This is a genomic window from Wolbachia endosymbiont (group B) of Chesias legatella (assembly GCF_964026945.1).
Lineage (GTDB): Bacteria > Pseudomonadota > Alphaproteobacteria > Rickettsiales > Anaplasmataceae > Wolbachia.
Genome location: NZ_OZ034711.1, coordinates 708,939 through 724,711, shown reverse-complemented (window position 1 = coordinate 724,711; position 15,773 = coordinate 708,939). Strand labels below are relative to the sequence as shown.

Annotated in this window: 19 protein-coding genes; 15 read left to right on the top strand and 4 right to left on the bottom strand. The window is 34.8% G+C overall.

The features are described from left to right. Window position 1 precedes the first annotated feature (1 nt). Entirely contained in the window at window positions 2-1,138 is a 1,137-nt protein-coding gene (locus AAGD65_RS03295) for a hypothetical protein (RefSeq protein ID WP_007303017.1), read from the bottom strand. After that, the gene (locus AAGD65_RS03290; protein ID WP_007301877.1) at window positions 1,080-2,291 is read right to left on the bottom strand and encodes a hypothetical protein; all 1,212 of its coding nucleotides are present in this window, start codon (window positions 2,289-2,291) and stop codon (window positions 1,080-1,082) included. Before AAGD65_RS03290 ends, AAGD65_RS03295 begins: the two co-directional genes overlap by 59 nt. A 140-nt stretch (window positions 2,292-2,431) precedes the next feature. Between AAGD65_RS03290 and AAGD65_RS03285 the strand changes: the two genes are divergently transcribed. The 10 genes from AAGD65_RS03285 to AAGD65_RS03240 all read left to right on the top strand — a co-directional run bounded on the left by AAGD65_RS03285 (window position 2,432) and on the right by AAGD65_RS03240 (window position 12,447). Beyond that, window positions 2,432-3,115, top strand: a complete 684-nt coding sequence (locus AAGD65_RS03285; RefSeq protein ID WP_264377288.1) for a hypothetical protein — start codon at window positions 2,432-2,434, stop codon at window positions 3,113-3,115. Window positions 3,116-3,121: 6 nt separating this feature from the next. Then, entirely contained in the window at window positions 3,122-5,056 is a 1,935-nt protein-coding gene (locus tag AAGD65_RS03280) for a DUF4815 domain-containing protein (protein WP_341811022.1), read from the top strand. A gap of 12 nt (window positions 5,057-5,068) precedes the next feature. After that, window positions 5,069-6,253, top strand: a complete 1,185-nt coding sequence (locus AAGD65_RS03275; RefSeq protein WP_341811021.1) for a hypothetical protein — start codon at window positions 5,069-5,071, stop codon at window positions 6,251-6,253. Between the two features lie 4 nt (window positions 6,254-6,257). Continuing rightward, complete coding sequence (locus tag AAGD65_RS03270; protein WP_264377285.1) at window positions 6,258-6,458, top strand: hypothetical protein; 201 nt, start codon at window positions 6,258-6,260, stop codon at window positions 6,456-6,458. Then, on the top strand, window positions 6,455-7,726 hold the full coding sequence (locus AAGD65_RS03265) for a hypothetical protein (RefSeq protein ID WP_230609034.1): 1,272 nt from the start codon (window positions 6,455-6,457) through the stop codon (window positions 7,724-7,726). The genes AAGD65_RS03270 and AAGD65_RS03265 overlap by 4 nt, the downstream gene beginning before the upstream one ends. A 6-nt stretch (window positions 7,727-7,732) precedes the next feature. After that, window positions 7,733-8,287 carry a hypothetical protein gene (locus AAGD65_RS03260; protein ID WP_264377284.1) on the top strand — a complete coding sequence of 185 codons (555 nt, stop codon included), beginning with the start codon at window positions 7,733-7,735 and terminating at the stop codon, window positions 8,285-8,287. Between the two features lie 33 nt (window positions 8,288-8,320). Then, window positions 8,321-9,496: a phage tail sheath subtilisin-like domain-containing protein gene (locus AAGD65_RS03255; protein WP_264686023.1), complete on the top strand. Its 1,176-nt coding sequence runs from the start codon at window positions 8,321-8,323 to the stop codon at window positions 9,494-9,496. A 15-nt stretch (window positions 9,497-9,511) separates the two neighbouring features. Further along, window positions 9,512-10,018, top strand: a complete 507-nt coding sequence (locus AAGD65_RS03250) for a phage major tail tube protein (RefSeq protein WP_265028097.1) — start codon at window positions 9,512-9,514, stop codon at window positions 10,016-10,018. Window positions 10,019-10,101: 83 nt separating this feature from the next. After that, the gene (locus AAGD65_RS03245; protein WP_264686026.1) at window positions 10,102-10,359 is read left to right on the top strand and encodes a phage tail assembly protein; all 258 of its coding nucleotides are present in this window, start codon (window positions 10,102-10,104) and stop codon (window positions 10,357-10,359) included. A 270-nt stretch (window positions 10,360-10,629) separates the two neighbouring features. Next, the gene (locus AAGD65_RS03240; RefSeq protein WP_341811020.1) at window positions 10,630-12,447 is read left to right on the top strand and encodes a phage tail tape measure protein; all 1,818 of its coding nucleotides are present in this window, start codon (window positions 10,630-10,632) and stop codon (window positions 12,445-12,447) included. On the opposite strand, the gene AAGD65_RS03235 is transcribed toward AAGD65_RS03240, so the two are convergent. After that, window positions 12,368-12,850: an IS630 family transposase gene (locus AAGD65_RS03235; RefSeq protein WP_252154099.1), complete on the bottom strand. Its 483-nt coding sequence runs from the start codon at window positions 12,848-12,850 to the stop codon at window positions 12,368-12,370. The genes AAGD65_RS03240 and AAGD65_RS03235 overlap by 80 nt on opposite strands. 28 nt (window positions 12,851-12,878) lie before the next feature. Then, entirely contained in the window at window positions 12,879-13,226 is a 348-nt protein-coding gene (locus tag AAGD65_RS03230; RefSeq protein ID WP_264336399.1) for a transposase, read from the bottom strand. Between the two features lie 154 nt (window positions 13,227-13,380). On the opposite strand from AAGD65_RS03230, the gene AAGD65_RS03225 reads away from it, so the two are divergent. From AAGD65_RS03225 to AAGD65_RS03205, 5 genes are read left to right on the top strand one after another with little or no spacing between them, the layout of a single operon-like run. Then, entirely contained in the window at window positions 13,381-13,680 is a 300-nt protein-coding gene (locus AAGD65_RS03225; protein ID WP_341811019.1) for a hypothetical protein, read from the top strand. Then, a complete protein-coding gene (locus AAGD65_RS03220; protein WP_262986492.1) occupies window positions 13,680-14,027 on the top strand; it encodes a phage tail protein in 348 nt (115 codons plus the stop codon). The genes AAGD65_RS03225 and AAGD65_RS03220 overlap by 1 nt, the downstream gene beginning before the upstream one ends. Before the next feature lie 26 nt (window positions 14,028-14,053). Further along, the gene (locus tag AAGD65_RS03215) at window positions 14,054-14,233 is read left to right on the top strand and encodes a tail protein X (RefSeq protein WP_214303299.1); all 180 of its coding nucleotides are present in this window, start codon (window positions 14,054-14,056) and stop codon (window positions 14,231-14,233) included. Continuing rightward, window positions 14,230-15,195 carry a phage late control D family protein gene (locus AAGD65_RS03210; protein ID WP_264377099.1) on the top strand — a complete coding sequence of 322 codons (966 nt, stop codon included), beginning with the start codon at window positions 14,230-14,232 and terminating at the stop codon, window positions 15,193-15,195. Before AAGD65_RS03215 ends, AAGD65_RS03210 begins: the two co-directional genes overlap by 4 nt. 48 nt (window positions 15,196-15,243) lie before the next feature. After that, window positions 15,244-15,762, top strand: coding sequence for an ankyrin repeat domain-containing protein (locus AAGD65_RS03205; protein WP_262986489.1), 519 nt, complete (start codon window positions 15,244-15,246; stop codon window positions 15,760-15,762). Window positions 15,763-15,773: the final 11 nt, after the last annotated feature.

The window sequence follows — 15,773 nt, the reverse complement described above, 5'->3', positions numbered from 1 at the left end:
CTCATTTTTTAAGAACAATAGTAAAAGGATTAAGCCTGTAGCCATATTCCTTAGTACCTATCCCTGACCATGGCAGAGTTTGAATAATATCGTCTTTTTTGACATTTAAACCTAAAGTTATAGCCAATTTCTCTGCTATAGTTTTTTGCATTCTATTTATTGGTTTGCGAATTTGTTGTTCAACATCGTGAATGTTTTCTAAGCGATTTGCAATTTCTCCAACGTTTAAAGTTTTGTATTGCTCTGGAGAAATTCCACTTTTAAAGTCATGAAAAAATTGATCTAAGAAAATAAAAAATATTCTTCCAGACTTTGACTGTGTTTCGATAACTCCTATACCATTAACACAAATGTCATTGCCTTTAATATGGAGCTGAAAAGTCTTTTCTGCTGGAGTAGACTTAGTCTGTTGCAATGGAATGTAAGAATAGCAATTGAATGCCTGAAAAGAAACATTAGGTAATAATTCTGGTACTCCTTTTTCTACTGTTTGATGCAATACTTCATTTAAACTTTGATCTTCGCAAATTAGATCTGCTATAGGAACAATGTGTAGATTCAGTGGTGGCTTAAGACTCTCCTTATTAAAAGTTATTAAAGCAGTAGGGGTGGTTTTTAACTTATCCACAGCAGAGTATGAGTTATCAGGACAGCATTCGGGAATAATTAAGCTGATAAGGCTTGTGTCAACAATAACATAATAAACTCCGGTTGCTACTTTATTACAAGTAATCTTTAAACTTGCTAATTGCTTTTCAAACCATTCTATAACTTTCAAATGATTAACTTTTACCTCTAAAGAAAAGTAACGCTGTTTTTTATAAGTATCAGGTAAAATATCACGTTCACAGAGGTCACACATTATTGGGTTATCATAATCTTCATCATAATCGCTGACAATTTCTAATCTATTGTTGCAGAAAGGATTTATTACATGAAAATCAAACTCATCTTCATCATTAGCACAGATTATAAAGTAATATTCTCTTAAATTTACAAACCCAAGACTTGACAGGTATTGTGCAACTTCTAAATAATCTCTGCTAGGTGTATCATAAGAGTCACTCCACCGTAGCAGATTAGTAACTATTTGCCTGTAGAAAGTTGGATTTTGCTTTTGACAGAATGGTAAGTCCATAAGTATTGGAAAACATTAACTTAAAATCTTCACGTTCTTTTTTATCAAGTACGTGTTCTGAATAATTGATCGCTATATAGTCTGTATTGGCATGAAAAGATAGAGTAACTTTTTTGTTTCTAAATATCACCTTTATATGTTGAACAAGACTAATATTGTAGATTATACTGCCAATTGAAGGCTCTAACACCTTTAACCACTTTTCTATGGAATTTGTGTTTAATGTAAAATAAGTGCTTGGTTCAGGTGACGTAAACTTTAATTCAATTAATTTGATGTCTTTTATTAATTCATGTACACAGTCAGTCAAGAATGTACGCACTTGGGCAACTTTATTCTGATTACGTAGATTAATAAATGAGCATTCACGTTGAAAATATCGACTGGCAATGCTGTTTGCTATTTCTAAGCCACGTTTGAGGTTTTTAGTACACAAATTTACCTGATTGCTATTTAAAGAGAAGTCAAGAATAATCCAGTCAGGTTTGTAACCGTGTATTACTTGGTTTGAGCTAAGTACCAGGTCTGAATCACTAGCACGACGTATAAATAAGTAAATGCGGTCTTGGTAGTAAAAAAAACCTTTGAACTTACTTTCAAAGTTGTCATTTGCTAGAGAATCATGTTGAGTTAATATCTCTCGCAGTACCTCTTTCGACAAAAAATCTTTAAATGAGCTCTGTCTTTGTCTTGGAGGATTATTTAAAATAAATGATGAAAAACTTCTTTTTTGAACTTTATTAAAAAGAAAGACGTGCTTCAGCAAGTTATGGTCAATAAGAAAGAGAGTAAATAGTATAGATTTTTTATCATATTTTACATCGCCACTCAATATAGGCTTTGCTATCTCAATTATGGCTGAATCAGACTTCAAACGGCTAAAGTAGCTGATTAAATAATAATTAGGTAAATAATCAAGGTTGCTGTCGATAAGGAATTTACGCTTTTGCTGAACTGACCTATAGTCATAATAAGGACTATTATCAAACAAATGCTGTTGATAATTGAAGTGTTGTTTAAGAATAACATTTAATTGCTTATTATTAAGAGAGTTAATCCAACTTTTGCACAAATCAGGATTTTGAAAACTCAATAGTAACTCAGTAGCAGGAACTTCAAGATCATCTTCCCAGAATTCTTGATTGGCAATCATTATCCAAAAGAAAAAATATTATGACAACTGTAGTATATTAAACAGTTGCGTCAATACTACCATAAAAAAATAATAAAAAAAAATTGAACAAATTGAAGAGAAAAAGCGATTATATATAATAGGAGGGTTGAAAACAGATAATGTCAATTCTAACGCAATCAGGCAGAGCAGCAATAGCAGCCAGCATAAAAAAGCAATCTATCCATCTTGCTTGGGGAAGTGGTGATGGAAGCTCTGGAAATAGCCATAAAGTAGAAAAAACTTTCGTTAAGGGTGAAATAAAACTTGATCATCAACCTGTTAAAGATGTGAAGGTTGTTACAGGACAAACAATGCATCAGCCAAGTGTTGACTATACAGTTGATAGCAGTACTGGTGTAATTAAACGTACGGAAAATAGCTCTATTCCAGTAAGTGATAAAGTTACCATAGAGTACATTCAAAGCACACCACCTGAACCTATAAATTCTATAAAGCTCTTGAATGAACTTGGCAGACGTACTGCAGATGAAGTGCTATTCTGCACAGGTGATGAAAACGGCGAACTTATAACTCCTTCTGGAAGGTTTAGGCCTTCTGATGTACCAACCAATAATCTTTTTCTCAAATTCACTTTCGATTTCACGGATGCAGCAAATCGAGTAATCAGAGAGCTAGGGGTTATGGTTGGTACTAAAGTAAAAAAAGAATTACCTGAAGGACAGAGATATTTTGAACCTCAAGATATAGAAGACCATGGGATTTTATTGGTTTTGGAACATACCGTACCACTTATCAGAACATCTGCAACTCGGGAAACTTTTTCATTTGTTGTAACTTTTTGAAACAAAATGACTTTAAACGCCTATTATAACCGTTTTAATCCTGACAAAGAATACGAAAAAAGCTTGTTCCTGGCAGGAAGAGGTTTACAGTCTGCAGAATTAAATGAAACTCAGGAGTATGCTCTTTCTAAGCTTAAAGGCATAGGAGATGCAATATTTCGTGATGGTGATGTTGTAACAGGAAGTAATTGTATTATAGATAGAGAAACTGGTAAAGTTACACTTGAAAGAGGAAAAATCTATCTTCGTGGAGCAGTTAGAAAAGTCGAAAAAGAAGAGTTTGTTATTCCACTGAGTACCACAGTTCGTATAGGTGTTTATTATCTAGAATCTACAATTACAGAACTTGAGGACGAAAATCTTCGTGATCCTGCAGTTGGTACAAGAAACTATCAGGAAGTAGGAGCTGCAAGGCTTAAAGTTTCCACCATTTGGGGTTATCAAGCAGAAGGTCTTTCTCCACGTTTTTCTGAAGGAGAGTTTTATCCAATCTATAACATTGAAAATGGAGTATTAATAGAACATTCACCACCTCCACAAGCAAACATAGTAACTACTGCTCTTGCTCGTTATGACAAAGAAGCAAATGGTTCCTACGTCGTAAATGGTCTTGAAGTAATGTTCCTGCAAAAGGAAGAGGGAGAAGGAGGAAAAAAAATATTTGTGATTAATGAGGGCAAAGCTCATGTTGATGGCTATGAGATTGAACTTCCTCACAGTATTCGTGTTTCTTTTGATGAAGATCCGGATATAAAATCAGTTGAATCAGAACCACATACTTTTCAGCCAAATAGCCAAAGAGTAATGGAACTGAAGGTTAATGATTTTCCAATAAGTGAAATTAAAAAAGTAGATATAACTGTTCAAAAAACCATTACTGTTACTCACGGTTCATATTCTGGAGCTATTGATCCGATACCTGACTCTGCAGTACTTGAGATTATTCAAGTTAAACAAGGCAATGTTATTTATGAAAATAGTATAGATTACAAACTAAACGCAGGAAACGTTGATTGGTCATTACCTGGTAAAGAACCAGCTCCTGGAAGTAGTTACCTGATAACCTATCGCTGCCGCACTCATATAAGCCCTGAAGATATAAGCGAAGAGGGATGTAAAGTAAAAGGAGCAGTTGATAACAGCTTGGTTCTGATTGATTACACCTGGAAAATGCCACGCTATGATTTAATTACTATCGATAGCAAAGGAGCAGTAAGGAGAATAAAAGGTATAGCTCACCCTTGGCGACCATCAATGCCTAAAGCACCTAGCGGACAACTTTTGCTCTGCTACATTCATCAGACATGGAAAAACGGAGAAAAAGAAGGGGTAAAAATAGTGAATAATGCTATTCATGCTGTACCGATGAATGAGCTTGAAGCAATGAAAAAAGGAATAAATGATCTTTATGCTCTAGTTGCACAGGAACGTTTACGCAATGATGCAAATTCAAGAGAACCTACCACCAAAAAAGGAGTATTTGTTGATTCATTCTTTGATGATGATATGCGTGATCAAGGAATTTCGCAGTCTGCAGCAATAGTAAATAGAGAGCTAGTTCTGCCAATAGATGTAGAAGTTGCAGATATTGAAAAAGGTGGGGAAAGATATCTTTTGCCTTATAAACTTGAACCGGTACTGGAGCAGCTTTTACAGACTAAAGGAGAAAAGATCAATCCATATCAAGCTTTTGATCCAGTCCCGGCACAAATTACTCTAAATAAAAATATAGACCACTGGACGGAGGTTACCACGAATTGGAAAAGTCCAGTAACTAGAGTATTTAATGTTAAAGAAACAACAGAGCTTCTGTCAAGTACTTCATACGAAGCTGAATTTATGAGAGAAGCAGTACAGAATTTTGAAATTGAAGGTTTTTCCCCAAACGAAAAGCTCAAAGAAGTGAAGTTTGATGGTATCGTCATTCAGCCTATGGCATAAGAGGTGAAAAATATGATAACAGCTAACAACCAGGGAAAATTAAAGGGAAAGGTGAAAGTGCCGGCAAATATTCCAGCAGGTACTAAATTAGTACAATTTTATGGGGATAAAGGAAGCTATGGAGAGACAACTTATACTGGTAAAAAAACAATTACCATAGAGGAAAGAAGAAGAGTTATCGCAGCAAGAAGAGTTGATCCTTTAGCGCAAACATTTACTCTAAATGAAAGTAGGCACATAGGAGGCGTGGAACTATGGTTTGTAAATAAAGGCAAAAAACGTGTTGTTGTGCAGATTAGAGAAACAGCAGTGGGAGTGCCCTCGCAAACTGTCATTGCTGAAAGCTATATTGAGCCAAAAGATATAAAGATAGATGGCACAGCAACACGTATAGAGTGGTCACCAGTGTTTTGCCATGCAGGAGAAGAGTATGCAATAGTTTTACTTACCGATGATTCAGAGACAACAGTCAAAATAGCAGAACTTGGCAAATATGATGCAGTAAATAGCCGCTGGGTAACGAGTCAGCCTTATCAAGTAGGAGTATTATTATCATCGAGCAATGCAAGTACCTGGACACCGCATCAGAATTTAGATTTAACGTTTCGATTACTAGCTGCAAAATTTAGCGAAAGTTCTCACGTTATTGATCTGGGCAAAGTTACTGTAAATAATGTATCAGATTTAATTGTTTTGACGAACGTCGAAAAAGTAGCATTTGATACCAATGTAGAATTTATCTTAACAGATGAAGAGGGAAGAGAAAACTTTTTGTCTGATAATTTGCCGCTCGCACTGCGTGAAAGATTATCTGGAGAGCTAACGGTAAAAGCAAGCCTAAAAGGAGGGCGAGAGAAAAGTCCAGTGCTATATCCTGGGTTACAGCTAGTTATGGGTAATCTTTCAGAGTCTGGAGATTATGTTACAAGAAGCATTACAGCAGGGGCTAATACTAAGATCACCATAACATATGATGCGCTAATACCTAGCACTGCAGACGTTAAAGCATATGTGCAAAAAAATGTGGATTGGCAATTAGTAAATTTAACATCAGGAAAACCAATAGGGGAAAATTGGGTAGAGAGGACTCATGTACTGACAAACTTTAATGCTAATGAGACAAGAATAAAATTAGTTTTAAGTGGAACGGTTATCTATCGTCCTAAAGTAAAAAATTTGCGAGTGATTATTACTTGAATCAATGCCAAATGACCAAACCAAACGAGGATATCCTTTGCCACATCCAGAAAATATTGCAGTGGAAGATGTAGTACGTATTCGAAAAGCTATAGAAAAAATAGATGAAGATATTACCGAAAGAGAAGATAAACATAATCAACTTAAAAGTAATTTTGAAAGATTTAGCTTTGAATCTTTTTTAAATTTGTGGGGTAATGAATGACAATTGCCAAAGAAGTAGTTTATGCATTGCATCAGAGACTGAAAGATCTATCTGTAAATGCTACCCCTGATCAACTCGCCTATCTCGCAAAATCTCTAGAGTCTATTGCTGGGCAAAGTACAGTACTTGATATTGTACAGATGACTGATGCAAAATTAAAAGAGCTTCTTGACAGTAGCACAAGTCATTTAAATAAATTAGATAGTAGTAAAAACAATGCATTAGCGGCAATCTCTGAATTAGAAGGAAAGTCGTTAAAGAAAATAGATGAAAAAGGAATTACAAACTTATCACTACTTGATAGCAGAAAAGATTCACATGTTGCCACCATCAATAATGCCGGAGACTTAAATAGCATAAGAAACACATTAAATAGCCTTAAAGCCATAAGCGATATACCAACTGGTTCATCAATTATGAAGGAAATAAAAACCAGAGAAGACCAATTAAAAACACTCACAACTAAATTTAACTCGATTAATGATGTGCCAAATGGGTCATCAATTATAAAAGAGATAAGAAAGCGCAATATGGTTGAACCTGAATCATTACCTTTTCTGTTCGGCATTCTTAATCGATATAATGACTATGGTTGGTCTGATGATAATGGCTATTTCAAAACAGAATTAGGGCAGTGGTATAAAGATACAGCAAAAACCGACTATATGCTGCAGCTCCTTGCAGGTAGTAATACTTATGATTGTACGTATTCTAGTTTTTATCATCCACCACAGTTGTACTTCTTACAAGGAAGTAACGGTAAATTTCTGTACAGAAAAGCATTTTTACGTCGTAGTCACAGCTCAGATCAATACAGTTACCCATATGCACTACTTGGAGTAATATTTGTAAAAAACACTACAAACAGCGATAAAACGCGAACGCTTCATTTTAGTGGTTCATCACGTTGGAGTTCAGGATATGAAGGAGCAGGGTTATTCGTAGGAACACCTAGTCACGTTAATACTAATAAATCGGCAATCTCAGGAATAACTTGGACAAATATTTACAACTACTCAACTAATTCCGCAGTATTTAGTAGTTCAAATAATATTACTGTGCCAGCAAATAAGACAATAGCAATTTTATTTTACGCATCGCCATATTTTTACACATCTGATTATCACCATTACAGTTGGTTTATGAGGTGGAGTATTTATAACTTTCGGAGCAATTTTTTAACTACAGGGCTTGAGATAGATGTGGAAAGAACTCTAAAAGCTTGGCAATGTCCTGGATTATCTAACACGCATGAGATTTGGAGGTAACAAACAATGTCTATCTACATTAGATTTGAAAATGATAAACAAGTAGAAACAACAATACTTGAAAGCAAGCCAAAAGGTAAAAATTGGTATGAAGCGCCAAAAGATTTTGATTGGCAAAAAAGCTATTGTTTAACAGAAGGAGGCAAAATTGCTCAGCGGAATCAAGAAGATATTGAATTGGAGTTATTGCAAAATGCGAAATTTTCTGCACTTTCTAATCTTCGTGCTTATTATGATAACTATACTAACCAATACACAGGACATTCTCACCAGAAGTCTAAGTCGTATGCGATACAAGCGAAAGCCGCAAAAAGCATTCTAGCAGACCAAGATGAAAAGGATAAAGAAATTATAGAACCTTTAGCAAAAGTCCGTGGTATTACAGTTATCGAAATGGCAAGGATAATCGAGGAAAAAGTGAAAAAAGCAGTAAAAGCGATAGTGAAATGCGAGGAGTTGGAAGACATGGCGAAGAGGAAAATTGAAGAAGCTAAAAGTGAAGAAGAACTGCAAACTTTGCTAGATGATTGTAAACAAAAAATGCAAAACCTAGAAACTTAAATTCTTTTCAAAAATCAGCGTGCAAGGAAAAAAATGACAGAAGAATTTTTGCACGGAGTAAATGTTATAGAGGTAACCTCTGGAGCAAGGGCAGTACGTACGGCTAAATCATCAGTGATAGGTGTAATTGGTACTGCACCTGAAGCAGATGAGCAAAAATTTCCGCTAAATAAACCAGTGTTAATTGCAGGAAGCTTAAAAGAAGCAGCAAGACTTGGAAAGAGTGGCAGTTTACCTTCTGCAACAAACGGAATATTTTCCCAAATTGGTGCAACAGTAGTAGTTATTCGAGTTAAAGAAAGTGAAAACAGCGATTCAAAGCTCAAAGAAAGTGAAACTATCCAAAATATAATTGGCGGTGTTGATAAAGAGACTGGAGAGTATCAGGGGATAGAGGCATTCCTCAGTAGTGAAAGCATAGTTCATATTGCTCCAAAAATATTAATTGCACCTCAGTTTACTCATCAGTTACCTGAAATAGATGGAGTAAATCCAGTAGTGAGTGCTTTAATTTCCATAGCAGAAAAATTAAGAGCAATTATTGTTGCAGATGGACCAAATACTAATGATGAAGAAGCAATAAAATGGAGAAAAAGTGTAGGCAGCTCAAGAGTTTACGTAGTTGATCCATGGGTTAAGGTATTTGAAGGGGAAGAAAAACCGGCAAGCCCATTTGTAGCTGGTTTAATAGCTAAAATAGACAGCGAACAAGGCTTCTGGCATTCACCTTCAAATAAAGAGATAAATGGTATTGTTGGAACAAGCAGGCCTATTGATTTTACGCTCGGTAATACAAATTGCAGAGCAAACCACTTAAATGAAAATGAAGTAACAACGATAATTCATCAAAACGGCTATAGGCTTTGGGGCAATAGAACATGTTCAAATGACTCAAAATGGGCTTTTCTGTCAGTAAGAAGAACTGCAGATTTAATCAACGATAGTCTACTTCGAGCTCATCTATGGGCAGTTGATCGCAATATTACCAAAACTTATATAGATGATGTAATTGAGGGGGTGAATTCTTATTTGGCCAATTTAAAAGCACAAGGAGCTATTATTAGCGGAAAATGTTATGCAACACCTGAACTCAATACACCGGCAAATATTGCAAGCGGGAAAGTATATTTTGATTTCGAATTTACACCACCATATCCAGCAGAACAGATTACTTTCAGGTCACATCTTGTGAGTGGTACAATATTATAAAAATGGGAGAAAGAGATGTTACCGAAGATTTTAAAGAATTTTAATGTATTCGTAGATGGTCGGGGTTATGCAGGAAAAATTGATGAGATAACGTTACCAAAGCTCACCATAAAAACCGAAGAATATCGTGCTGGTGGTATGGATATCCCAATAAATATTGACATGGGCATGGAAAAGCTTGAAGCAGATTTCACTTTTGCTGAATACGATACAGAGCTCTTTCGGCTATTTGGGCTGATAAATGGGAATTCAGTAGCTTTGACGCTCCGTGGTGGAATGCAAGGTAGTGGTAGCAATGATATTGAAGGAGTAATAATCAATTTAAGAGGCATTTTTAAAGAATTTGATTTTGGTAGCTGGAAACCTGCTGAAAAAGCCACTCTCAAATGCACTGTAGCTGCGCATTATTATAAACTTACTATAGGTGGTAATGAATTAATAGAGATCGATGCTGAAAATATGATCCGTAAGATTAACGGTGTTGATCAGATGGCACTACTTCAGACGGTACTTGGAATATGAAGATTTTTAGAATTATATTTTTTAGATGTTGATCAAATAGTTATAAATGTTTTACAAGATTTTATTTTTTATAGGAGAATTTTATGCAAACTATAACACTAAACAACCCAATTACAGTTGATGGAATTTCTGTTTCAGAACTTACCGTTAGACGTCCAAAAGTTAGAGACTATTTGGCAATAGAACGCATTAGTGGTAGTGACCTAAATAAGGAAGTAACTTTGACTGCCAATCTGACATCAGTTGCAAAAGAAGCAATTGAAGAATTAGATATTGCTGATTATGTAAAAGTGCAAGAGGTATTAAAGGATTTTTTTTCACCGATTATCCAAAAAACTTGAGATCAGAAATACTAGTGCTTGGCTCTATCATAGGTGGTGGAGTTGAGCACATTCTTGATATGGAGATTAGTGAATTTATTTCATGGAGCAAATTAGCAAGGGAGCTTAAATGTCAACGTTATCTATAAAAATCGGAGCTGTTTTAGATGGCAGTTTTAATACTGTAATAAAGGGCAGTAGTAATCAACTTACTTATCTTGGGAGAACATAAGGAAGCTTGACTCATCTTTAAAATCAGTATCAAAATTTAAGCAGTTGGGTCATGATGTTTTGACTAGCAGGAGGTCGTGGAAGGGCTTTGAAGATCAAGTAAAATCTTTAGCTAAACAAATGAAGGCAATAGAGAAACCGAGCAAAACCTTAAAAGCAGAATTTGACAAGGCCAAAACCTCCGCAATAAAAGCAAAAGAAGCATATTTGAAAAAGAGAGATGCTTTGCATTCATTTAATGAAGCAGTAAGAAAAAGTGGAAGAAATATTAAGTCATTAGTAAGTGATCAATATAAACTTGGTTCTTCTATTGAAGTGCTAAAAGGTAAGTATGGTAAGCTTGGGTCTGCAATACGTAGTCACCAAAGTTTTTTAGCAAGCAAAGCACATTTTAAGTCACAAATTATAGAGACTATTGGGCTAGGGCTAACGCTTGCAGCGCCAATTAAAGTTGCTGTTGATTTTGAATCGGCTATGGCTGATGTAAAGAAAGTAGTAAAATTTGTGCAAAATGACACTAAAGATGAAGCATTAAAGTTTGCTAAAGAGTTAAAGAAATTATCTCGGGAGATACCCTTGTCAGCTGCAGAATTAGCACAAATAGCTGCAAGTGGTGGTCAACTTGGTATTGACAAAAATGATCTTATTAAGTTTACAACAGTAGTTGCCAAAATGACCACAGCGTTTGATATGTCGGCAGAAGAAGCTGGTAATGCTATTGCGAAAATATCCAACGTCTATGGAATTAAAGTTGATGGTATGGAAAATGTAGGTAACATAATAAACCATCTCTCAGACAATACCGCTGCTAAAGCACAAGAAGTGGTTCTTACATTAAATAGAATTGGTGGTAATGCTAAACAGTTTGGTTTAGAAGTTGATCAAGCAAGTAGCTTAGCAAGTACGTTCATAAGTTTAGGTAAACAACCTGAAAAAGCAGCAACTGCTATAAATAACTTTCTTAGTAAACTACAGACTGCAAGAGAGCAAAGTCCTGAATTTCACGATGCATTAGATGAGATGGGAACAAGTATAGAAGAGCTCGAACAAACCATTAAAAAAAATCCTCAAGAGGCAATATTACAATTCCTTGAAACTTTAAAAAGAATAGACGATCAAGAGCGTGCCGGTATTCTTATGAATCTATTTGGCGCTGGGTTTCAAGATGACATTGCTCTTTTAGTAGGAAGCTTAGACATTTATAAGAAAGCTATTGAACAGGTAGCTGATAAAGGAAAGTACCGCTCCTCAATGCAGAAAGAATTTGAAAATCGGGCAAACACTACAGCTAATAAATTACAATTACTTAAAAATGCAGTATTTGAAGCTGGAATGAATCTAGGGTCAGTGATGTTGCCTACTTTAAATTATGTAGCTGGAAGTTTGAAAGCAATAACAGAGCGTATAGCTTCTTTTGCAGAAAAATATCCAACTTTAACTACAGTAATCATGAGTACTTTAGCAGCTTTGATAAGTTTGAAAGTCTTAGTAGTGGGAGTAGGCTATGGAATTACTTTATTAGGAAGTACAATTTTTGGTCTTAAAGCAACGATATTGGCAACATTTTCATTTTTATCAGCTATAGTTTTCCCTGCAGTAATAACAGGGCTAAGAGCAATAACACTAGCTGTAATGACTAACCCAATTGGACTTTTAATAGCGAGTCTTGTTTCTGGTGCAGCTTATGTTCTAACTAACTGGCAAAAAGTGAAAGACTTTTTCTCTAGCTTTTGGAAATCACTCATTGAACCTATAGGAAAAGCTTTTTCATGGATGGGAAATACAGTTATAGTATTTTCTAAAATGAATGATAAATTTCCATTATGGTATTACCAACCAAAAGTTGTAAGTCTGTACATTTATACATTAGAGGTCTGAGGCGGCTTTTGATGGTATGCCAACAGTGTTCTATGGGATTCAAATCTGGTGAATATGTTGGAAGATACAGCACATGACAGCCAAAAGACTCTATTAATGATTTTGTTTTAGTGGTCTTATGAAATGTAGCATTATCCATAACTATGGTTGTGCCAAGTGGCAATTTAGGTAATAACATCTTCTCCAACCATATATTGAATACCTCTTTGTCACACCCACCTTTGAAAGTCATTGGTGCAATAAATCTCATTCCAATCCACCCGGCTACTATACTGATTCTCTCTCGAGTTCTCCCTGGAATATCTGCATAAATTTTCTTTCCTCTTGGAGCACGTCCATATTCTCGGTATAACTTATTATCAACTCCTGCTTCATCTATATATAAGATGCTGGAATGGTCTATTTTTGAGATTTTATCAATAAATTGCTGCCTATCTTCTTGATTGCGCTCTTGATATAGTGTGACTTTTTTTTAAAGTAATTTTTAGCTGTTTTAGTCTATACCAAATTGAATTTATTCCAAATCCAAGATTTTGTTTCATCTCTGCCAGAGTATGATCTGGATTCTTTGTAACATATTCTTCGAGTATTTTTGGGTCTATTTTTCGAATAAAGCTACCGTTTTTAGATGGCTTTAGGCTTTCACCAGCAGCTTTCTTTTTTAACCAGCGGTACAGAGTTGCTATTCCTATCTCCATGAGCTCTGCTATCTCAACCTTTGTCTTCCCTTTTTCTATCATCAATACTGCCTTTTCCCTTAAATCCACACTATATGCCATTATAACTCAAATACTTCATTATACCTTTATCATTTACTTTAGGAAATACTATAGTAGCATATTTGCTGAGAATAACCCGATTAGAAAATTTGAAAATAATGGAAATTTTGTTAATAAGCTTTCTAAAAATAGCATTTTCAGTAACGGAAACCCATTGACAAGTAATAGTGCTATTAAACAATTTTCAGAAAATAGTAAAGGCAATTTTGAGAGTTTTAAAGTTAAAGGTGTTATAGAAGAAAAAAGAGCTATAGAACAAGAAGAAATTGAGAAAGCATTCAAGAAAAGTAGATATGAAAATAGGGAATCTAAAGTATATAACCAAGCATTCTATCAAACGTTTAATATCAACATTAAGTCTGAAGATGTCCGCAGCGTTGCTGATGCAGTAATAGAACGATTTAGAGAACAAGCACGTGGGGCACTTTTTGATATAGTTGAAGAGTTACATTGATGTTGCTTGGAAAATGTAAGCTTGAACCAATAAGCCTAAGATACAGTAAAGAAAAAAGGTGGTATACAATTGAATGTATTGAAAAAACGTCGCTACAAAACATTGGTTCAGGAATTGAATGTATTGATTTAACAGGAGTGATTTATTCACGTTATCAGAGTAATGGCTTAGAACAGCTAAAAAATATACGTAACACTCAAGAACCACACGTTCTAGTTGATAATTCAGGAAGTGTATTTGGAAATTTTGTCATTACTAATGTAGAAGAAAAGCAGATATTATTTTTTCCTGATGGAAAACCGAGAAAAGTTGAGTTTATTTTGAAGTTAAAAAGTTACAGTAAGTGATTTATTATTACACGAAAGAAAACGAAATGTTGGATTACATTTGCTGGAAACATTATGGATACAGTAGTGGAGCAGTGGAGGAAGTATTGCTTGAAAATCCAGGCCTTGCAGAATACGCAAGCTTTTTGCCCGCTGGATTAAGAATTAAGCTTCCTAAAATTCAGAAAATATCGAAAGAATCTGTCATAAATATTTTAGATGAATGACGCCAGACTTTGATATAGTAGCAAAAAATAACCCAGTAACAGAGGTTTTAAAAAAGAGTTTAATATTATTACGTGTTACTGATGGATCCGGTACTACAAGTGACGAAGCTGAGATATATATTAGTTATAACTCTAGCGCTTTAGAACTTAAGGGTAATTTACAGGTTTTTCTAGGATATAAAGAAACAGGTTTATTACCTATGGGGGTATATAAGGCAAATCAAATTACAATACAAAGTCCACCACAAACTTTAAGAATAAAATGTGACGCTGCAAGTTTAAGAGGATCATTAAAGGAAAGAAAATCAAAGGAATGGAAAGACATTACCTTGGAAGATTTGATTAAAGAAATAGCACAAGAACATGGGTATGAAGGTAAAGTCGCTGAAAGATTTGAAAATACATTTATACCACATACCATTCAAGCAGATGAAAGCGACATGAGTTTTTTGGAAGGATTAGGCAAAAAATATGATGCACTAGTAAAACCAGCAGGAGGATATATAATTTTTATTCCAAAGGGAGAAGCAAGATCAGCGACTGGAAAGATGTTAGGTACAACAGTATTAACACCTAAAGATATTATAAATTGGGAGGTAAATTTTAATGTGCGTAACAAATATGGATCTGTTATTGCAAAATGGCACAGTTATGAAAAGGGAGAAACTATAGAAGAGAAAGTGGGAAATGAGGGTCCAAGTTATACCCTGCAAACGCTTTACTCTACCGCAGAATCAGCAATTAGTGCAGCAGCAGCTAAGTTAAAACAACTAAAACGTAGTACATCAAATTTAAATGTAACTGTTCCTGGTAATCCAGAATTATTTGCAGAAGCTAAGATCAGCCTTTCAGGATTTTGTCAGGAAATTGAAGGTGAATGGATAATTAGCAAGGCAGAACATATTCTGAATAATAGAGGATATCAAACTATAGTAGAGGCAACAGTGAGCAAAGCTGTTTAAGTGAAACTTAAGCAAATGGTCATTTAATTCCAAATAAATATATAATACATGAACATAAATTCGATCATATATAAAAATAGACTAATTTTATTAATAGCACTAGCAGTATGTATTGTAATCGTATGTATTTCCTTATCTGAAAAGAGATATAAAGATAGCATTACTAAATTAGAGATTGCATCTGAAACTTGTGACCTAGAAAATATCGAGCTCTTGATACAAAATAATGTAAATATTGGCGAAAAAGCATTGCATTATGCTGCAGAAAAAGGATGTTTAGAAATTATAAAATTTTTAGTAGAAAAGGATGTTGATATAAATACTGCCAATAAATTTAAGCGAACAGCACTACATTATGCTGCAGATAATGGACATTTAGAAATTGTCAAATTCTTATTAGATAAAGGATCAAATCCTATAGCTACAGATCGAGATGGAAGAAGACCAAGAGATATGGCTGTAGTGGAATTGCGATATGATAAAAACAAAGGCAAAACATATAGAGAAATCATAAAGCTACTTGCTAAAGCAGAGGATCAATACGAATCAACAAAAAGTAATCACTAAAGCTGTAAGTT